The sequence below is a fragment of the Bartonella fuyuanensis genome (assembly GCF_014197255.1).
Lineage (GTDB): Bacteria > Pseudomonadota > Alphaproteobacteria > Rhizobiales > Rhizobiaceae > Bartonella > Bartonella fuyuanensis.
In genome coordinates this window covers 1-18,522 of sequence record NZ_JACIFE010000001.1, presented here as the reverse complement: position 1 = coordinate 18,522, position 18,522 = coordinate 1, and the positions used below count along the sequence as shown (strand labels likewise).

Annotated in this window: 14 protein-coding genes; 10 read left to right on the top strand and 4 right to left on the bottom strand. The window is 38.1% G+C overall.

Annotated elements, in window-relative coordinates:
• The first annotated feature begins 129 nt into the window (after positions 1-129).
• On the top strand, positions 130-1,041 hold the full coding sequence (locus tag GGR08_RS00070; RefSeq protein WP_183193385.1) for an RNA polymerase factor sigma-32: 912 nt from the start codon (positions 130-132) through the stop codon (positions 1,039-1,041).
• A 322-nt stretch (positions 1,042-1,363) separates the two neighbouring features.
• Here the strand turns inward: GGR08_RS00070 and GGR08_RS00065 are convergent, their stop codons facing one another.
• Positions 1,364-2,878: a M48 family metalloprotease gene (locus GGR08_RS00065; protein WP_183193384.1), complete on the bottom strand. Its 1,515-nt coding sequence runs from the start codon at positions 2,876-2,878 to the stop codon at positions 1,364-1,366.
• Between the two features lie 198 nt (positions 2,879-3,076).
• On the opposite strand from GGR08_RS00065, the gene GGR08_RS00060 reads away from it, so the two are divergent.
• The 4 genes from GGR08_RS00060 (at position 3,077) to GGR08_RS00045 (ending at position 6,428) form a co-directional block, all read left to right on the top strand.
• Positions 3,077-3,712 (top strand): thiamine diphosphokinase, encoded by a 636-nt coding sequence (locus GGR08_RS00060; RefSeq protein ID WP_183193383.1) that lies wholly within the window; start codon positions 3,077-3,079, stop codon positions 3,710-3,712.
• 104 nt (positions 3,713-3,816) lie between these two features.
• Positions 3,817-4,206 carry a hypothetical protein gene (locus GGR08_RS00055; protein WP_183193382.1) on the top strand — a complete coding sequence of 130 codons (390 nt, stop codon included), beginning with the start codon at positions 3,817-3,819 and terminating at the stop codon, positions 4,204-4,206.
• Positions 4,206-6,068: an ABC-F family ATP-binding cassette domain-containing protein gene (locus GGR08_RS00050; protein ID WP_183193633.1), complete on the top strand. Its 1,863-nt coding sequence runs from the start codon at positions 4,206-4,208 to the stop codon at positions 6,066-6,068. The genes GGR08_RS00055 and GGR08_RS00050 overlap by 1 nt, the downstream gene beginning before the upstream one ends.
• 195 nt (positions 6,069-6,263) lie before the next feature.
• Positions 6,264-6,428, top strand: coding sequence for a hypothetical protein (locus GGR08_RS00045; protein ID WP_183193381.1), 165 nt, complete (start codon positions 6,264-6,266; stop codon positions 6,426-6,428).
• Between the two features lie 2,900 nt (positions 6,429-9,328).
• Here the strand turns inward: GGR08_RS00045 and GGR08_RS00040 are convergent.
• Positions 9,329-9,589 (bottom strand): DUF2312 domain-containing protein, encoded by a 261-nt coding sequence (locus GGR08_RS00040; protein ID WP_005774567.1) that lies wholly within the window; start codon positions 9,587-9,589, stop codon positions 9,329-9,331.
• 260 nt (positions 9,590-9,849) lie between these two features.
• Between GGR08_RS00040 and GGR08_RS00035 the strand changes: the two genes are divergently transcribed.
• A complete protein-coding gene (locus GGR08_RS00035; protein WP_183193380.1) occupies positions 9,850-10,338 on the top strand; it encodes a DUF1036 domain-containing protein in 489 nt (162 codons plus the stop codon).
• Positions 10,339-11,024: 686 nt separating this feature from the next.
• Here GGR08_RS00035 and GGR08_RS00030 read toward each other — a convergent pair.
• Entirely contained in the window at positions 11,025-11,408 is a 384-nt protein-coding gene (locus tag GGR08_RS00030; RefSeq protein WP_183193379.1) for a cell division protein ZapA, read from the bottom strand.
• A gap of 12 nt (positions 11,409-11,420) precedes the next feature.
• Entirely contained in the window at positions 11,421-11,696 is a 276-nt protein-coding gene (locus tag GGR08_RS00025; RefSeq protein ID WP_183193378.1) for a DUF4164 domain-containing protein, read from the bottom strand.
• Between the two features lie 318 nt (positions 11,697-12,014).
• Here GGR08_RS00025 and tkt point away from each other — a divergent pair, with 318 nt between their 5' ends.
• The 4 genes from tkt to GGR08_RS00005 all read left to right on the top strand — a co-directional run bounded on the left by tkt (position 12,015) and on the right by GGR08_RS00005 (position 17,913).
• A complete protein-coding gene (tkt, locus tag GGR08_RS00020; RefSeq protein ID WP_183193377.1) occupies positions 12,015-14,021 on the top strand; it encodes a transketolase in 2,007 nt (668 codons plus the stop codon).
• Positions 14,022-14,224: 203 nt separating this feature from the next.
• Positions 14,225-15,232, top strand: a complete 1,008-nt coding sequence (gene gap, locus GGR08_RS00015; protein WP_183193376.1) for a type I glyceraldehyde-3-phosphate dehydrogenase — start codon at positions 14,225-14,227, stop codon at positions 15,230-15,232.
• Between the two features lie 340 nt (positions 15,233-15,572).
• Entirely contained in the window at positions 15,573-16,766 is a 1,194-nt protein-coding gene (locus tag GGR08_RS00010; protein WP_183193632.1) for a phosphoglycerate kinase, read from the top strand.
• 115 nt (positions 16,767-16,881) lie between these two features.
• Positions 16,882-17,913, top strand: coding sequence for a class I fructose-bisphosphate aldolase (locus GGR08_RS00005; RefSeq protein WP_183193375.1), 1,032 nt, complete (start codon positions 16,882-16,884; stop codon positions 17,911-17,913).
• Positions 17,914-18,522: the final 609 nt, after the last annotated feature.

Genomic DNA, 18,522 nt, shown 5'->3' with positions numbered 1-18,522 from the left:
AAAAACAATTGCGATTATAAAATTACACGCTAAAGTAGTGTACGCATAAGTAAGCAACTTTTGCGTTATTTAAAAACAATGATGCCGTTGCCAAATCAATTTTGATAATTTTAATCGCAAGGGGTTATTATGGGTAATCTTTCAAATGCTGTTTATAAAAGCAGCAAAAATTATAGCGATGCAGACAAAAGCTTAGGGCGTAATATGATGCGTTCTGCTATGCAAGCACCTTATCTTGAACGACAAAAAGAGCATGATTTGGCTCTGCGGTGGAAAGACAAACGTGATGATGATGCCATGCATCAAATTGCAGCCGCTCATATGCGTTTGGTGATTGCTATTGCTAATCGCTTTAAACGTTTCAAAATGCCATTGGGGGATTTGGTACAAGAAGGGTATGTGGGGCTATTGGAAGCTGCTGCACGTTTTGAACCTGATCGGGAAGTGCGTTTTTCAACGTATGCAACATGGTGGATACGTGCTTCGATTCAAGATTATATTTTGCGAAATTGGTCAATTGTTCGAGGGGGAACTAGTTCTTCGCAAAAAGCTCTTTTCTTTAATCTGCGGCGTTTGCGAGCAAAATTGGTTCAAGATGATAGTGCTTTGTCAAAACAGGATATTTTTCGTACAATCGCTGAAAAACTTGGTGTTTCCGTGCGCGATGTGGAAACAATGGATTTTCGTTTTTCCAGTTCTGATAATTCCTTGAGTGTTTCTATTTCTGAGAACAGTGATAATCCCATTGCTAAGATGGATGTGTTGGTGGATGATAGTCCTCTTCCTGATGCTTTAATTGAGCAAGTGATTGATGGTCAACGGCGTACACAATGGCTTTATGATGCGTTGCAAATTCTTAATGAACGAGAATTGGAAATTATTCGCTTTCGTCGCTTGAATGAAGAGGGGGCTACTCTAGAAGTTCTCGGTGAAAAGTTAGGAATTTCGAAAGAGCGCGTACGCCAAATTGAAGCACGGGCTTTGCAGAAATTGCGCTCTGCTCTTCTTACCGTTCATTCAGAAGATGCTTACGATATATAAATAGAGAAAGGCTTTATGGGGCGAAAAAGGAAGAATGTATAAAGAGGGGCGTATGAGACCATGATTGAAGCTAGATTTAGGTTTAGCCAGATTTGTCGAAGCATACGTCTTCTGTAGGTACTTTTAGCGATAGTTGATGAGCAGAGCAAGAGAGTTGAGGGGGGAGAGTGATGTCGGTTTGAAGAAGTGTGTATCAAGAAGAGTCATACGAAGGCGTGATGAAGTGGATTTTAAGTGTCTCACTTCATTTTCTAATATGCTTTAAAAGAGAAGGATTTGAGACAGACAGAAAAGAATTAAGCTTGTAGTAGAGAAAGAAAATTTATTCTGTGATGATTTTAACCTCTGTACCTGCGTTTAAAGTTTGAGTTGGTGAGAGGCCATTGAGAATGCGAAAAAGTTTTTCTTTGTTTGGTGTATGTTGCATTTTATTTGCAAGATTGGCAACGTTTTCTCCTGGTTTAACGCGGATAACACGGATTTTTAGGGGCTTCAGTTTTTTTAACTGTGAAGGTGAAAGAATATGAAAACTTTCTACCGTTTTTTGAGCAATTTCTGAAAAATTTTGAAAATTATAGGGAGCAGCTGTCAGAAAACGAAAGATGTGATTGTTGAACAGAATGACAACCACATCAAATTTCCATTGCTCATTAGTAGCATGTGCATGCGCTCCAAGTAAATTTGGGCTTTGAAATTCTTGATGCGTAAATCCTTGAATTGTGATGGGGCGGATAGAAGATTGATCTAGCCCGATAATCCATCCACTTTTCAAATAGTCACTGGCAGATATCTCAGCAGAATATGGAATAGCATCAAAACGGATCGCAATTTTATCTGGTCCGCTGGCCCAAACAGTGTGGCCTGAATGTTCTATGGTAAAATTGGTCGGAACAGAAAAAGTTATGCGTAATTGTGGATGAATAAATTGGTTGCCTCGTACAAAGCCTGCAGATAAGCTTCCTCCAAAAATCATGCCATCAATGCTTTTGAGAAAAGAATCATGATTGGTAGTTTTACTATTTTCTTTACTGATTTTGCGTGCTTTTTCTATTGCAAGTTGAATGCGTTGCGGAGTGGTTGGGTGAGATGCTAGAAAGTCTAAAGAGGCATTTGGAGTGCCGGAAATATGACTAAAAGCGCTATAGGCTGCCATTGTTTGAAGAAAATGCGGTGAAGCAAAGGGATCATATCCTGCTTGTTGGAGCATTTCGAGTGCAAGAGAATCAGCTTCTAATTCTTGATTGCGTGAAAATTGTGCGAGTTGTTGCTTGTTTTGTATCGGGGTGTGAAGTTTTTTGCCAATAGAAGAAGGAAGACGGGCGGATATGTGATTTGCCATCTTTAATTCGATTTCTTTTTGCAGGCGTAAAATACCATGATTGGCTCTGATATGTGCTATCTCATGGGCTAAAATTGCTGCAACTTCTGAAGAATTATTGGCTAATGCTAGCATACCACGAGTGATGTAGATCGAGCCATTAGGGAGCGCAAATGCATTGACACTTTCTGAGTTTAAAATCGTTACAGAATAGCTTTGATGGGTCTTGTGGGATGCAATTGTTAGTTTACGGATAATCTTTGCTAAAAGGCGTTCAAGTTTTGCATCATAATAGGCGCCGCCATACATTTGCAAAATCCGTGGGTGTTGTAGAGCGCTTAATGTAACATAGATATTGTTAGGGTCAGAAAGTTCGATTGTTTTAGAAGAAGTGGAAGAAAGCCTCTTATTTTGAGAAAAAGGCGTATGACAAGCAGAAAGAAGAAGCACTAAACTTATGAAAGTTGCCCTACACAAGGGCGAGAGAAAAAGAAAATTTCGTTGAAGAATGGAGTCCATTAGATTATGGTGCGCTTTGTTTCAGCAGTGTAATTTGGCTAATTTCATTTGTGCTTTTCTATCGTGTGTTTTTGACAAGATAAGACTTTAGAGATAAGAATTCTCCTGATTGTATCACGGTTATTGCTTATAAAAATAGCTCTTACTTTATAACAAAGATACACTATAAGGAAAATTTTGTGAAAGGCAAAGTATGGCATGACAACATTTACACTATTATTAAATGGAGATGTTCGTATCACTGATCGTTTGCTTAATCAAATTCAAAATAGTCGGGTGATCGCTGCTGATGGTGGTATGCGTCATGCGGCAGCGCTTAATGTGGTGCCTGAGTTGTGGTTAGGGGACTTTGATTCATCTGATGAAAATTTAATTCGTAAATATAGCCATGTTCCGCGTGAAGTTTTTTCTTCTGATAAAGATATGACAGATAGTGCTTTAGCATGTGAAAGAGCACTGCAAAATGGCGCTAAAAAGCTTATTTTGTGCGGTGCTTTGGGAGGTGAAAGAAGTGATCATAGCCTTGCTCATATGACGCAAGCATTGATGTTGGCTGAAAGGGGAATTTCAGTATTGTTAACATCTGGTTTGGAAGAAGGTTGGCCAGTTTTGCCAAAAATTTGTTCGTATGATTTGCCTGAGGGATGTTTGTTTAGTCTTATCGGTTTTGCTGATTTAAAAGGTTTAACTTTGACAGGGGTAAAATGGCCAATCTGTGATAAAAATGTGCCATTTGGCTCTTCTTTGACACTTTCTAACCATATTTGTGGAACCTTTTCTTGCTATTTAAGTTCTGGAAAAGCTATATTATTAGCGTCTGTGCCTATTCCATAAAAGCTCTTCCGATATATTTAAATAAGGCAGGGGGGGGCTCGAGTGATTAAGTGCCGACAGAAACGATATATTGTTGTATGATCTTGAAAAGGAAAGGTTTTGATATGTTAAAATCAATTTTTAAAGTGGCTGTTGTTTTAGTCATTGGTTTCAGTTCGGTAGCTTGTACTACAAATGATGAGCGCGTTGCACGTTACGGTATAGGAGGTGCAGCAATTGGTGCCTTGGCTGGAACTGCTATTGCTGGAACTACTCCTGGAGCAGCGCTTACCGGAGCAGCATTGGGGGCTTTTGCTGGAACAGTAACGGGGGCAGCTGCAAATCAAAAAAGACAACAAAAACAGGAATCACAATTGTGTATGTATCGTGGCCGTAGAGGATCTATTTACCAAGCTCCTTGTGTACAAAGAATACAACAGGTACAAGAATTGTGTACTTATCGTAATGCAAGAGGGGTGATGTATCAAGCACCTTGTCCTCACCGCATTCGTTAATGGCGGTGCCATTACTGCGGCTTGACCGCATTTTCTTAAATTTTGGAACAACGCCTTTGCTCAACCAAGCTTGTTTATCAGTTGAGCAAGGTGCGCGTATCGCGCTAGTTGGCCGTAATGGTTGTGGAAAATCAACCCTGTTAAAAATTGCCGCAGGCATATTAGAACCCCATAGTGGAGAAATTTTTCGCCACCCACGAATGACATTTCGTTATGTCTCACAAAATCCAGATTGTTCAGGATTTGAAGATATTAGTGCTTATATGAAAGCCGGGCTTGACGATACAGCTGATCTTCAATGGATCAATACACTTCGCACAAATTTAGAGTTTTCGGGAGATGAAAAATTAGAAACGCTTTCTGGAGGCGAAAAACGGCGCGTTTCATTATTACGTGCCATTGCAGCAAAACCTGATATTTTGTTCTTAGATGAACCAACCAATCATCTTGATTTACCAACGATTGAATGGCTGGAAGCTGTTTTATCTTCTTTGGGTTCAGCAGTTGTTGTGATTTCTCATGATCGGCGATTTTTAGAAAATGTCACGTGTTCAACGGTATGGCTTGATCGTGGCACAACAAAAAGGTTGGAAAAACGTTTTTCAGAATTTGAAAATTGGCGAGATAAAACGCTTGAAGAAGAAGCTATCAAGCAGCATAAATTGGGACGACAGATTGCACGTGAAGAACAATGGTTGCGTTATGGGGTAACTGCACGGAGGAAGCGTAATGTAAGGCGCTTGAGGGAATTAAAAGAACTACGACAGCATCATCGAACCTATAGAGGGCAACCTGGAAATGCACTGTTGACTGCTGCAAAAAGTCATGATTCTGGACAGTTAGTGCTTGAAGCAAAGAAAATTTCAAAATCCTATGGTGATCGTGTTATCGTAAAAGATTTTTCTTTGCGTATTCAGCGTGGTGATCGAATCGGTTTAGTAGGTCCAAATGGTATTGGAAAGACAACGCTCCTTGCTGCATTGATTGGGCAAATAGCCGTTGATAGCGGAACGGTCAGGCATGGTTATAACCTCTCCATGGCATTGCTTGATCAGCAACGTATTTTAAATGAAGAAGAAACTTTAGCGCATTATTTAACAGGGGGAAGGGGAGATACTCTTGTGATCAATGGGCAAGAACGGCATGTGGTTTCTTACATAAAAGACTTTTTATTTTTGCCTGAGCAAATCCGCACACCACTTAAAGAATTTTCAGGGGGAGAAAGAGCACGCCTCATGCTAGCGCGGCTTCTTTCTCGCCCTGCAAATTTTTTGATTCTTGATGAACCGACCAATGATCTGGATATGGAAACTTTAGATTTGTTGCAAGAATTTATTGCTGATTTTACGGGAACAGTGTTATTAGTTAGCCATGACAGAGACTTTTTAGATCGTACTGTAACCCATATGTTGGTACCTGAGGGTGGTGGTCATTGGGTTTTGTATGCAGGAGCTTATAGCGATGTGATGGCGCAAAACCAGCATGTTTTCCGCTTACAACGCAAAAAAACAGAATTAGTTCAGCGTAAAGAATCTTTAAAATCTCATACGGGAGAGTTTTCAAAACAGGCTGCAGCAACAAATGGTCATTTGATAGAGCGAGAGAAAAAAATACAAGGCAAATTGTCTTATAAGCAGGTTTATGCATTGAAAAAATTGCCTGAAGAAATTGCTATTTTGCAAAATAAAATAAAAAAAATAGAACAAGAACTCTCTGATCCAGCTCTTTATTGCCGTGATGGAGAACGTTTTGAGCGTTTATCAACAGCATTGGAAAAAAAGAAAAATATTTGCACACAAAAAGAAGAAGAATGGCTAGAACTGGAAATTTTACGTGAAGAAATAGAAGCAGGTTCACGTTAATGTTTTAAGGCGTTTTTAAAAGTCTTATGGCATCACTTTATGGATGGTGTTTGGGCACATTAAATCTGTAAAATCAGATTTAGGAAACGTGCTTTTGCTTGCAGTTAAAAGTTATGATTTTGGTCAACGGGTGTTTGAAGTAAATTTTACTTTTCACGTTTGTTTTTTGCACAATTCTTGACAAAGAGAAAATTATTGTATCAGGAAATTTTATCAAATTCTCATGCGGGAAAATATGGAAAATATCTTTTATCAACAAATGGTCATTTGATAGAGCGAGAGAAAAAAATACAAGGCAAATTGTCTTATAAGCGGTTTGAAACATTGGAAAATTTTCCCGAAGAAATTACTATTTTGTGAAATAAAAAATAGAACAAATAGACTCTGATCCAGCTCTTGATTGCCGTGATGGAGAACGTTTTGAGCGTTTATCAACAGCATTGGAAAAAAAGAAAAATATTTGCATACAAAAGGAAAATCGGCTGAAATTTTTAAATGAAGAACGTGAAAAAGAAATCCTTGCGGATTCGTGAGATTTACAGTTTGTTGTGCTGTAAAGGACCATCATTTAGGGAAAGGTGTGTGAATTTATCCATGAGGTGTTCATGATCTTTCATGTTTCATGAAGCAGTGTCCTTTGAGGTGCGGTAATCATCAAATCTTATGGTTTCCAAGGTGGCAAATGAATCGCATTCCACAAATAAGAAGAAAGCAACACAGTTACATTTTTTTAACTGATCAAGGAAGAAATTGTTCGCTTTATTTTAATGGCAATAGTTTTCTCCTCTTAGAAATATTATAATAAAACTTTGATTTCTCGTGATAAATTTTTATTTGAAAATTTAAATTATAAAGTCCAATACAGTAGGACTCTTTTATCATAACGCTTCTCATTTTGGAACCAATTTGGATTATTTTTTCTGTCACAAATGGGATTGGCGTGTTTAGAGTATAAGGGGAAGATAAGAAAATATGTTTTTATGAATATTTTCTAATACCAAAGGGAATGTGTGTGATGGTGTCTGCTTGTTACGAGTTGACATATTTTTTTCATTGAAATTTTTCAAATGTTTTTTTCTTTTTGCAAAGAAGCACTTTATTTAGGAAAAATTTTTAGTGCATAAAATTGCTCACGAAGACAATTTGCTTCGTATTGTTTTCTTGTGTCCTATAACTGAAATGTGTGGATGAGGCATGTTTTGTAGATTTTTGAAGATTTGATAACACTTTATGCTGCGATGATTCTCTTTATTATTCAAGAAGCATACAAAAAAATCTAAGTTTGAAGAACAAGAAAAGCAAAGATATGTTTTACAATGTTTTTAATATCAATAGAGGTACTTCACTTTTTTGTTACAAGTTTAACTCTTCTTTTTCATTTGGTATCGGCTTTTTCTTTTAGAGTTGTTTTTTAACGTTTGAAATGGTTTTTCTGTTTGCAATAGAAGGATCAGAGAATTCTTTTATTTCGTTTGGATGAGATTACTTTCAGAAAATAGGGAGTTAGCCATTTCATCAAAAATGATCATTTGAAGAGGAAAGAAAAATATTGCAAAAAACCAGATAGCATTATTGATCATGTACCGTGATTCTTGATTGCACTTTGTGCATGGTAAAATCTCTCCTATTTATAATAGTAAATTGATTTATAATGATAATTTATCATTGTTTGTATTGAGTTCGAACTCTGAATACTGTAAAATTTTCTCATTTCAAATTTTTTTGTGTTGAATCAATCAAAACCCTGTTTCGCTTGTATATTACAAATGAAATCACTGAGGAAGCATGAAACTATACAAAAAAAGAGTAAAAGCGCCTATAATGAACTGTCTCAAGTCCTGAGAGTTTATCGCAACATTGAGAGTTGGTAAAGTGTGGGATGGGTGCAGGTTTGCTTCTTCATAAGTGTAAAGATCGTGTGGCTCAATAGATTTATCGCTATATTGCTCGTAGTTGATGCTGTGAAATGGGCTGAGATACCTTAAGAGATATTTTTTCATAAAAAACTTATGTGCTTATGGGGACAATGGTCGGCAAAGCAGCAAGACTTTTGTTTAGCATTGATTTGATTATTTTAATGCATTTGTTTTTCTCTAGGTATGAATGATGTTTTTATTTCTGTTTATAGATTTTAAAATGTCTCATTTATTCCATTGAGTTGCAAAATGTTGTCATTTATAGGATGGTATAAGACATATCAGATTTATTTAAGTGGTCCTAGAGTTTTTGCTGAAGATTCAAGGTGGCAGCCTTGATATTCCCACATTTTGAATGAGCTATCTTTTGACAGCGCAATAAGACAAAAAGCCCAACATCATTGCAAAAAAAATCATGTAAATTACAACAGCAAGAAATAAGCAAAGCATTCTCAAGAATAAAGAGCTCTATTCAAGGTAGGGCTTACTTGGGGAGCTTTGTGAAATGAACCGTAAGAAGTGGGAAGCCAAGAAAAACATGCTAGAAAAGAAGTTGAATTGTTTGCAAATTGATCTTGGGGGGGATCTCTGCCTTGGAGTGGAGAATAAGCCAAGAATAATGTACGCAAATGGGAAAACGCAATGTCTTGGCGATTTGATTCGCCATTGCAGATTATTTATCCTTTAACAATCTTGTATTTTTCTTTCAAATAATAGTGTTATTTTCATTTCATCATCATTCTATTTCTTTGTTTTTTATATTTTTAATTTATTTGCAGTGATGTAACCGTTTCGTAAGAAGTTTTTCATCCTATTTTAAAGGGAGCTTTTTTACGATTTCAGCTGCAGGATTCTTTTGCTATGTGATTTAGATATATTATTTCAAACTTATCTGGTGCTTTCATTATCCGTCTCACTTTATGTTTTTAAAACTGATTGAGCTATCAGAATGATTTTGGGTGCAAGCGATCTTATGCTCTTTTCAGTAATCTATACGCAAATAATTTAACATCTTGATTTATAAAGATTGTTTATATTCCGCTTCAGAGAGTATTGTAAGTTTTTCTCATTTTAAATCTTATCTTATAAGTTGTAGCAACCAAAACAGCTTCGTTTGCACACATAAATAAGGCTGGTGTTTACAAGCTGATGGTTCAGGTAGATGAAACTGATTGGATAACAAGAATAAAAATGCGTTGCAGAAATTCTTTCCAATATGAGGGCTGTTGCAATATTTTGTGACTGAGCATCTCATCACTCGTTACACAAGTCGCTTATTATTGGTAGAAACTTTTGCATTTTCATTATTGTTTCTTAAGGAAATTTCCAATGTTATTAATGGTGCTAATTCATACCAAGCGCATTTTTATAAAGCTCAATGATTGCTTCTTCTTCCATTCGTTCATGCTCTTCTTTTTTACGTAATCGTATAATGCTTCGAACAGCTTTACTATCAAAACCAGAGCCTTTGAGTTCAGTGTAAACGTCTTTAATATCATCAGAAATGGTTTTTTTCTCTTCTTCTAGCCGTTCAATACGTTCAATAAAAGAGCGTAATTGATTTACGGATATAGCGTGTGTTTGATCGGTTACTGTATCGTTCATTATAGTTTTCTCCAGGTTATATATTTTAAGTTATTTTTCATGACAAACTTGTGTTGAAAAAGCTTGAAAAACTAAAAATAAATCAAGCTACACAGTTTTTTATAAATTGACTTTAAATATTTTGTAAAATTTTTAAGCTATATGCATTGATAAAAGGGCTATAAAAAGAAAAATATAAAAATATATTTTTAAACTTGAAAGGCTTTTGCAAAAAGAAATGTATCATCTGTTTTGAGAATTGACCTTATAAAGGAAGTTTTGTGTTTTTGAAAAAACAAAATTGGATATTTCAGAGAGGATTAAAGGTTTTTCTCTTGAGCATTTTGCTCTTATTCCCTCTTATTGTTTTTGCAAAAGCCGATTTTAGAGTTTGTAATACAACCCAACAAACTGTTGGGGTCGCGTTGGGATATCGTACCTTTTCAGGGTGGGTGAGTGAAGGCTGGTGGGTGGTTCCTGTCACAGAATGTAAAACCTTAATCGAGGGACCTCTTGCTTCACGTTTTTATTATTTTTATGCGGAAGGGGCACAAAAAAAAGGAAATTGGGCAGGCTCTGTAACTATGTGTGTACAAGATAGCCAATTTACCATTCAAGGAGTTCATGATTGTTTTCCTAGAGGATATCAAAAGGCTGAATTTAAAGAAATCGACACTGGAAATCAAACCAGTTGGATGATCCAGTTAACAGATGAATCTTTGTTCAACAGTTCAGTTTCACCTTCTCTTTCAGGAAATTCTCCACCCTGAAACATGCACGTAAAGTAAAAATTATTGCAACTCTTGGTCTTTCTTCTTTTTCTATTTCAACGATTGAGAAGTTTTTAGGGCAGAAGAAGGCGTCTTTCATCTTAATATAAGCTATACTGACTGTGACACAGTGGTTGATTTTTCAAGTAGATACAAAAAGTTGAAAAAACGGTTCGGTGGCTAATTGGTATTGTAGCGAATCTTTAGAGGATAATAGAAGAAGGTTATTTTTTAAATATATTAAATCTAGATTGAATTTGTCTGATTATATCTAAAGAAAAGAACTTTTTATGTGGCTATAGTTTAGGAAAAATATGAATATAGCTCGTTATTCTTGGAGGATGATTTGCTTGTTTGTTGCTGTTATAATTTATTATGATTTTCTTTAATAATGATAGTGGGCTTATTATTTTGTTGCCTTGGAAAGATAATACCTCATTTGAGCGTGGTGATATAAGGTTACCTTCTTGATATATGAAGTGTTTATCCATAGGTGAAGGATGCAAGGGAGAGTTTTCTTGTTGGGACTTAAGTTTTAAAAGTAATCTTCATGAGTGATGAGTCAGTGGAATCTTCTCGATAAAAGAAACTGAATTGTTTACAGACTGATATGGGTTTTAGGATTTTTATTCTGTAAAGTGGGGGAGGGAAGTCAAATCCCTGGTTTGTTACAAGCTAATGGGTCTTTAAAAGTCTTCCTGTTCTTGTTCTTGAATGTTGGTGCCGTTTTGATCATCTTTGAGCAATTGATTGGTGAGATTTTCAATGCGTTGTGTAGTTTCACGCATAATTTTTCCCATGGTGCGGTCTTTTTCATTGTGGAGTCGTAAAAGAGCATCGTAGTCTTCTTGTAATTTTTTATTTTCTCGTTTTATCTCTTCCATTTCATCGATAATCATTATGCCGGCCATAACCGATAAACGATGATCCCCAATTTCACCGAAATTTTTCTTTAAATGTGTAATATATTGATCTAATTGAGCCGCAAGTGCAATAAGATGACGTTCTTGTCCTTTATCACAAGCCATGCGATAATTTTTACCATCAATGGTGACGGAAACAGTTTCCATACATTCAAACCTTTATCTATCAATGACGACACGAATTGTTTCCATTGCTTTAATAAGACGTTTGGAAACTTCTTTATTTACGGATTCTAAGCGTTCAATTTGGGCTTCAGCTTTATCGAGTGCTTGGGCAAGATGACTGCGGTCAGCATTCATTCGTTGAATTTCTTCTTCCCATTCATTATTTTTATCAATAACGGCATTGCGGTTTATTATGGTTATCTCTAAGGTTCTAAGTGCTTTTTCGAGGTGCTCTAGCGCATCTTGCAGAACCGTAGGCTCTTGGTTCATTGCTTTTATCCTTCGGGTAATCGTAGCCTTTATCAATGTGTTATGCAAAAACGAATCACTTGTATGTTTATATCGTGTGCGCTTTATTTTTAAATATGTAGGATATTTTAGCAAGCAAAGCAGGGAATCTATATGAATTAAAAGCTGGATTTTTTGAAAGTATTGGCATAAATGACATGAGAAAAGGTGCGTGAGGGCAATGTTATTGAAATGGTGACAAGAAGTCTCATGCTAATGGTTTAAAATAATATTGCTCAAGAATTTTAAGAGAATACGGAAACAACAGAATAACGTATTTAACGAAATGGTCTATCATTTATGAAAAACAACCAACAACAAAATCAGATGGCTAATGCTATTCGTTTTCTTGCTATTGATGCGATTGAAAAAGCGAATTCTGGTCATCCCGGGTTGCCAATGGGGGCAGCTGATATTGCCACGGTTCTTTATACGAAATTCCTTGCTCATGATCCCCAAAAACCTCATTGGCCTAACCGTGATCGTTTTGTATTATCGGCAGGACATGGATCTATGTTGCTCTATGCTCTGCTTTACCTTTCTGGTTATGAAGATATTGGTATTGAAGATCTCAAAAATTTTCGCCAATTAGGGGCAAAGCTTGCTGGACATCCAGAATATGGACATGTGGCAGGAGTGGAAACAACCACGGGTCCCCTCGGACAAGGGTTGGCTAATGCTGTGGGGATGGCGCTTGGGGAACGATTGCAAAATGCCCGTTTTGGTGATCTCATCAACCATTACACTTATGCATTGGTGGGCGATGGATGCCTTATGGAAGGGATTTCTCAAGAAGCGCTTTCCTTGGCTGGGCATTTAAAGCTTCATAAGCTTATCGTGTTGTGGGATGATAATAATATTTCTATCGATGGAGAAATTTCTCTTGCTGATAGTACAGATCAGATAGCTCGCTTTAAAGCATCAGGTTGGAATACGCTCAAAGTTGATGGACACGATCAAGCCGCCATTGCATGCGCTATTGAAACAGCACGCCATAGTGATAAACCAACTTTGATTGCCTGTAAAACAACAATTGGTTTTGGAGCACCTAATAAAGCTGGAACCAATAAAGTTCATGGAGCTCCTTTAGGTGCGCGGGAAATTGCTGAGACTCGGATCGCTTTAGGTTGGGAGGCGGAGCCTTTCGTTATTCCAGCCGATATTCTTGATAATTGGCGTTTGGCGGGGCTTAATGCCGCTAAAAAACGGCAAAAGTGGGAAGCAGAATTAGATGCTCTTCCTGTATCGGAACGGGTGGAGTTTGAAAGATTTATGCGTGGTGATCTTGTAGGTGGATTTGATAGCGCGGTCGATGCTTATAAACAAAAACTCGTTGAAAAGCGTTCTGTTGTGGCTACGCGGAAAGCTTCGGAAATGGCTCTTGAAGTGATCAATGAAGTCGTTCTGGAGACCATTGGTGGTTCTGCTGATTTAACAGGATCCAATAATACAAAAAGCAGCCAAATGAAAAGCATCTCGGCAAATGATTTTTCAGGGCGCTATCTTCATTATGGTATTCGGGAACATGCAATGGGCGCTATAATGAATGGGCTTGCTCTCCATGGGGGATTTATCCCTTATGGGGGAACATTCTTATGCTTTTCTGATTACATGCGGTCTGCTATGCGTTTGTCTTCGCTCATGGGGTTGCGGGTGATTTATGTTATGACCCATGATTCTATTGGGCTTGGGGAGGATGGACCTACCCATCAACCTGTGGAGCATTTGGCTTCTTTGCGCGCAATGCCTAATCATTTCGTATTTCGTCCTGCTGATTCTATGGAGACAGTCGAGTGTTGGCAATTGGCTTTGAAAGCACGGAAAACACCTTCTACCTTGGCTTTAAGCCGACAAAATCTCCCACTTTTGCGTCAAGAGTATGAAGAAGAAAATCTCTGTATGCTTGGTGCTTATGAATTATTAACGGCAAGTGATGAGCCAAAAGTGACTTTGTTTGCTTCCGGTTCTGAATTGCAAATTGCAGTACAAGCACATGCCGTTTTAGAAGAAAAAGGTATCCCAACGCGTGTGGTCTCAGTGCCTTGTTTTGAGCTCTTTTTTCAGCAATCTTATTCTTATCAGCGGGCTCTTATTGGAGCGGCACCGATTAAGATTGCTATTGAAGCTGCCGTTCGACAAGGATGGGATCGTTTTATTGGCTGGAATGGGATCTTTATTGGTATGGATAGCTTTGGCGTAAGTGGAACGGGTGATGATCTTTATGCGCATTTCGGTATTACCTGCGAAAATGTCGTTGCTACCGCTGAAAAAGAGCTTGGAAAGATCAAAGAGAAAAGTATAAAATGACAGCTTAGATTGTCGTGAGTGGGTTTGATTGCAAGATGTATATTCTATGGAGTGCTGTGGATGGTCTTGTGCATTATTGTGGATAAGTGATTGATTGATTAAAATATTGACGTTATGAAAGTTAACAATTTAGGATGGGTGAAATGCCCATTTATTGTGTACCAAATGGTATGCTTTAAGAAACTAACGAGGAAACAGCTGAAATGACAGTTCGTGTTGCAATTAATGGGTTTGGTCGTATTGGTCGCAATATTTTGCGTGCTATTGTAGAAAGTGGACGAAAAGATATTGAAGTGATTGCAATTAATGATTTGGGATCAGTTGAAACAAATGCTCATTTGTTATGCTATGATTCAGTTCATGGGCGTTTCCCTGGGACTGTTAAGGTAGTGGGGGATGGCATTGATGTGGAAGGTAGTTTAATAAAGGTGTATGGAGAGCGTGATCCTGCACAATTGCCTTGGAAAGATTTGGAAATCGATATTGCTTTGGAGTGTACGGGCGTTTTTACAGCCCGTGATAAAGCAAGTGCTCATTTGGATGCGGGGGCAAAGCGTGTGCTTGTTTCTGCACCTTCTAAAGGGGCAGATCTTACGGTTGTATACGGGGTTAATCATCAATCTTTGAGAAAAGAGCATCGCGTTGTTTCAAACGCTTCTTGTACAACCAATTGTTTGGCGCTTGTTGCACAAGTTTTACATAACACCGTGGGTATTGAAAAGGGCTTTATGACAACAATCCATTCTTACACCGGTGATCAGCCTGTGTTGGATACAATGCATCGTGACCTTTATCGTGCACGGGCGGCAGCTCTTTCTATGATCCCTACATCAACAGGAGCAGCAAAAGCTGTGGGATTGGTTTTGCCAGAATTAAAGGGGTTACTCGATGGTGTGTCAATTCGTGTTCCAACTCCTAATGTTTCTGTCGTTGATTTTACATTTACCGCGAAGCGTTCCACAACAATTGAAGAAATTAATACAGCTATTGCGATTGCTGCACGAGGTTCTTTGAAGGGAATTTTAGAGACGACAGAAGAAAAACTTGTGAGTTGTGATTTTAATCATAATCCTCATTCCGCTATTTTCCACAATGATCAAACCAAGGTGATTGATGGGACGCTTTGTCGTGTTCTGGTTTGGTATGATAATGAATGGGGCTTTTCTAACCGTATGTGTGATACGGCTGTGGCTTTTGCTCAGACAGTATAGAAAAAAGGACCTTCGGGTCCTTTTCTTATAAGAAAAAGTTTCGCGTTTGTAAAAATTAAGGCGCGTTCTTTAAAAAAGTCGATAAAAGCAATTGTTTCATATGGTGGAAAAAAGATGCTGTTGAGAAATAGATGGTGCTGTGTGTTTTCATTATAGACATGGTTTAAAAATACGAGGAAAAGAAAAATTTATTTAAAAGAGTGAGATTTAAACGAGATAAAGTTTGAAAAAAACGAAAAAAATAGATCCTTCTTATGGAAAAGCAGAGAAATAATAAGAGAGAATAAAGTTAGGCAAAAACGTGTTTGTTCAAAGCAATGGAAAATAAAGAGAAACAGTGATGGATTTTCAGACACTTGATGATGTTGATGTCGCTGGGAAGCGTGTTCTTGTAAGGGTTGATTTTAACGTGCCAATGGCACAAGGCAGGATATGTGATGAGACCCGTCTTAAGCGTCATAAAGAAACACTTGTTGAATTGCAAAAACGGCGTGCTAAGCTTGTTCTTCTTTCTCACTGTGGTCGCCCTAAAGGAAAAGTGGAACCAGAATTTTCACTACGCCCCGTTGTGGAAGTGTTGGAAAAAATTATCGATTTGCCGGTGGCGTTTGCGGCCGATTGTATCGGTGCAGAAGCACAGATAGCCGTTGAAGCATTGCAAGATGGTGGTGTTTTACTGCTTGAAAATGTTCGTTTTCATTCAGGTGAAGAAAAAAATGATTGTTCTTTTGCTGAGGCTTTAGCTCATCATGGTGATCTCTATGTTAATGATGCTTTTTCAGTTTCTCATCGTACCCATGCTTCAGTAGAGGGAATAACACGTTTGTTGCCTTCCTATGTGGGGCGTGCTTTGCAGTGTGAGTTGCAGGCATTAGAAAAAGGACTTGGTAACCCAACACGTCCTGTGATTGCAATTGTGGGAGGTGCAAAGGTTTCTAGTAAGCTTTTTGTGCTCAATCATTTGGTTGAAAAAGTCGATCATTTGGTCATTGGGGGGGGCATGGCCAACACTTTTTTAGCAGCGCAAGGTGTCTGTGTTGGAAAGTCACTGTATGAGCATGCATTGATGGAAACAGTAAAAAAGATTATTGAAAAAGCACAGCAGTGCCAATGTAGACTTCTGCTCCCGGTGGATGCGATCGTTGGATTTCGCTTTGAAAAAAATGCACCGCATCGTCTCTATGATATCGGGGATATTCCGCAAGAAGGTATGATTATGGATATTGGTGCACGGTCTGTTGCTTCTATCAATGCTGCGATTGATGAAGCTGCTACTCTCGTATGGAATGGACCCCTTGGTGTTTTCGAGATGTTGCCTTTTGATAAAGGAACAATTGCTGTGGCCCGTCATGCAGCAGGACGTAGTCAAAAAAGGCAGTTAGTTTCAATAGCTGGAGGAGGCGATACGATTTTTGCTCTTAATCATGTTGGCGTTGCAAATGATTTCACTTATCTCTCGACGGCTGGAGGAGCTTTTTTAGAATGGATGGAAGGAAAGGCTTTGCCTGGCATTCTTGCTCTTATGCAAGCTTAAAAGTTTATTTAAAGAGAAGATTTAAAGAAAAACTTGTATATCCCCTTATGAAGGGCGTGTTGAGCGTGTTATGCACTTTTGAGAAATTTAAAAATAAAGTAAAGAGGAATTTTTTATGAATGAACGTCTTGAAGATATTACACTTGCTTTAGTGCAGACAGGTAAAGGCATTTTAGCAGCAGATGAAAGTACAGCGACTATTGGAAAGCGTTTTGAAAGCATTGGTATTGAATCTGATGAAGATAAACGTCGTGCTTATCGTGAAATGCTTTTTAGTGCAAAAGATGCTATGGAAAGCGCTATCTCTGGAGTTATTTTATTTGATGAAACCATTCGACAAAAAGCATCAACTGGGAAAATGTTGACGGATCTTATTCGTGATGCAGGGGTGTTGCCAGGAATTAAAGTTGATACAGGGGCTAAACCATTGGCTGCTTTCCCCCACGAGACAATTACTGAAGGGTTGGATGGTCTTCGTGAACGGTTAAAGGATTATTATGCTTTGGGGGCACGTTTTGCTAAATGGCGTGCGGTGATTGCTATTGATGCAGATACTTTGCCAACAAGAGGAGCAATTAATCAAAATGCACAAGCTCTTGCACGCTACGCTGCTTTGTGTCAGGCGTTCAATATTGTGCCAATTGTTGAACCAGAAGTGTTGATGGATGGGCTATCATGTCAACATTCTATTGCGCGTTGTTTTGAGGTGACACGTGCTGTTTTACAGGCTGTCTTTAAGGAATTGTTTGAAGCGCGTGTGCTTTTGGAAGGGATGATTTTAAAGCCCAATATGGTGATTGATGGAAAGGATGCGCGCAAGGCTGGTGTTGAAGAAGTTGCTGAAAAGACTATTCAGGTGCTTAAACAGACTGTTCCTGCTGCTGTTCCAGGAATTGCTTTTCTTTCTGGAGGGCAGTCTGATGAAGAAGCAACAGCGCATTTATCTGCTATGAATTCTTTAGGCGCATTGCCTTGGAAATTGACCTTTTCCTATGGACGCGCATTGCAAGCGGCTGCCTTAAAAGCATGGGCTGGAAAAGATGAAAATATTGCTGTTGCACAGAAAGCGTTTAGTCATCGTGCTCGGATGAACCATCTTGCTGCTTTAGGACAATGGACAAAAGAGCAGGAAAAAGCAGGCTTTTGAATTGTAATAGATATGAATGACTATAAACAGGGTGTGTGTGAATTGCTATCGATGCAAATGCTGTGCTAACAAGAAAGATAAGAAAAATACATAAGTTTTTGCGCGCTATACTGTTTTGTATCCGATCTACAAGTCGGCTTCCAATATTGAGTCGCTTGTTGCACCGGAAGTGATGATGGTAAGACCTGCGTGTCAATATTCTATTAGTGCGTTGCTTTGAGGTGATATGCTCTATTTTACAGGTTGTGCGGGATTGTTTGAAGTCCTATCCTTTTGGGGGAATGATTCTAAAGCTTAAGATGGTGATGACAAGGATTCGCGTAAGGTTAGGATTGAATAAGTCAGTATGATCATTGTTTTTTCTAACGCTTAAGCGTGTGATGGTTCTTGGTTGTTAAAGGAGTGAGAGAGGTGTTTTATGCTTTTCTTGTGTGGTTTTTATCCATATGGCAGCTTTGTTTATAACGTGCAAGCAAGAGTGATTTTGTTTGATTCATTATGAGAGGATGCCATGAGAAAATTTTAAGATCTTCGGACTTCTCATGAAAAACAATAAATTATCTTTACACATCAACGCAATGATACTGTTATGAAAAGCGTTCGTTGCAC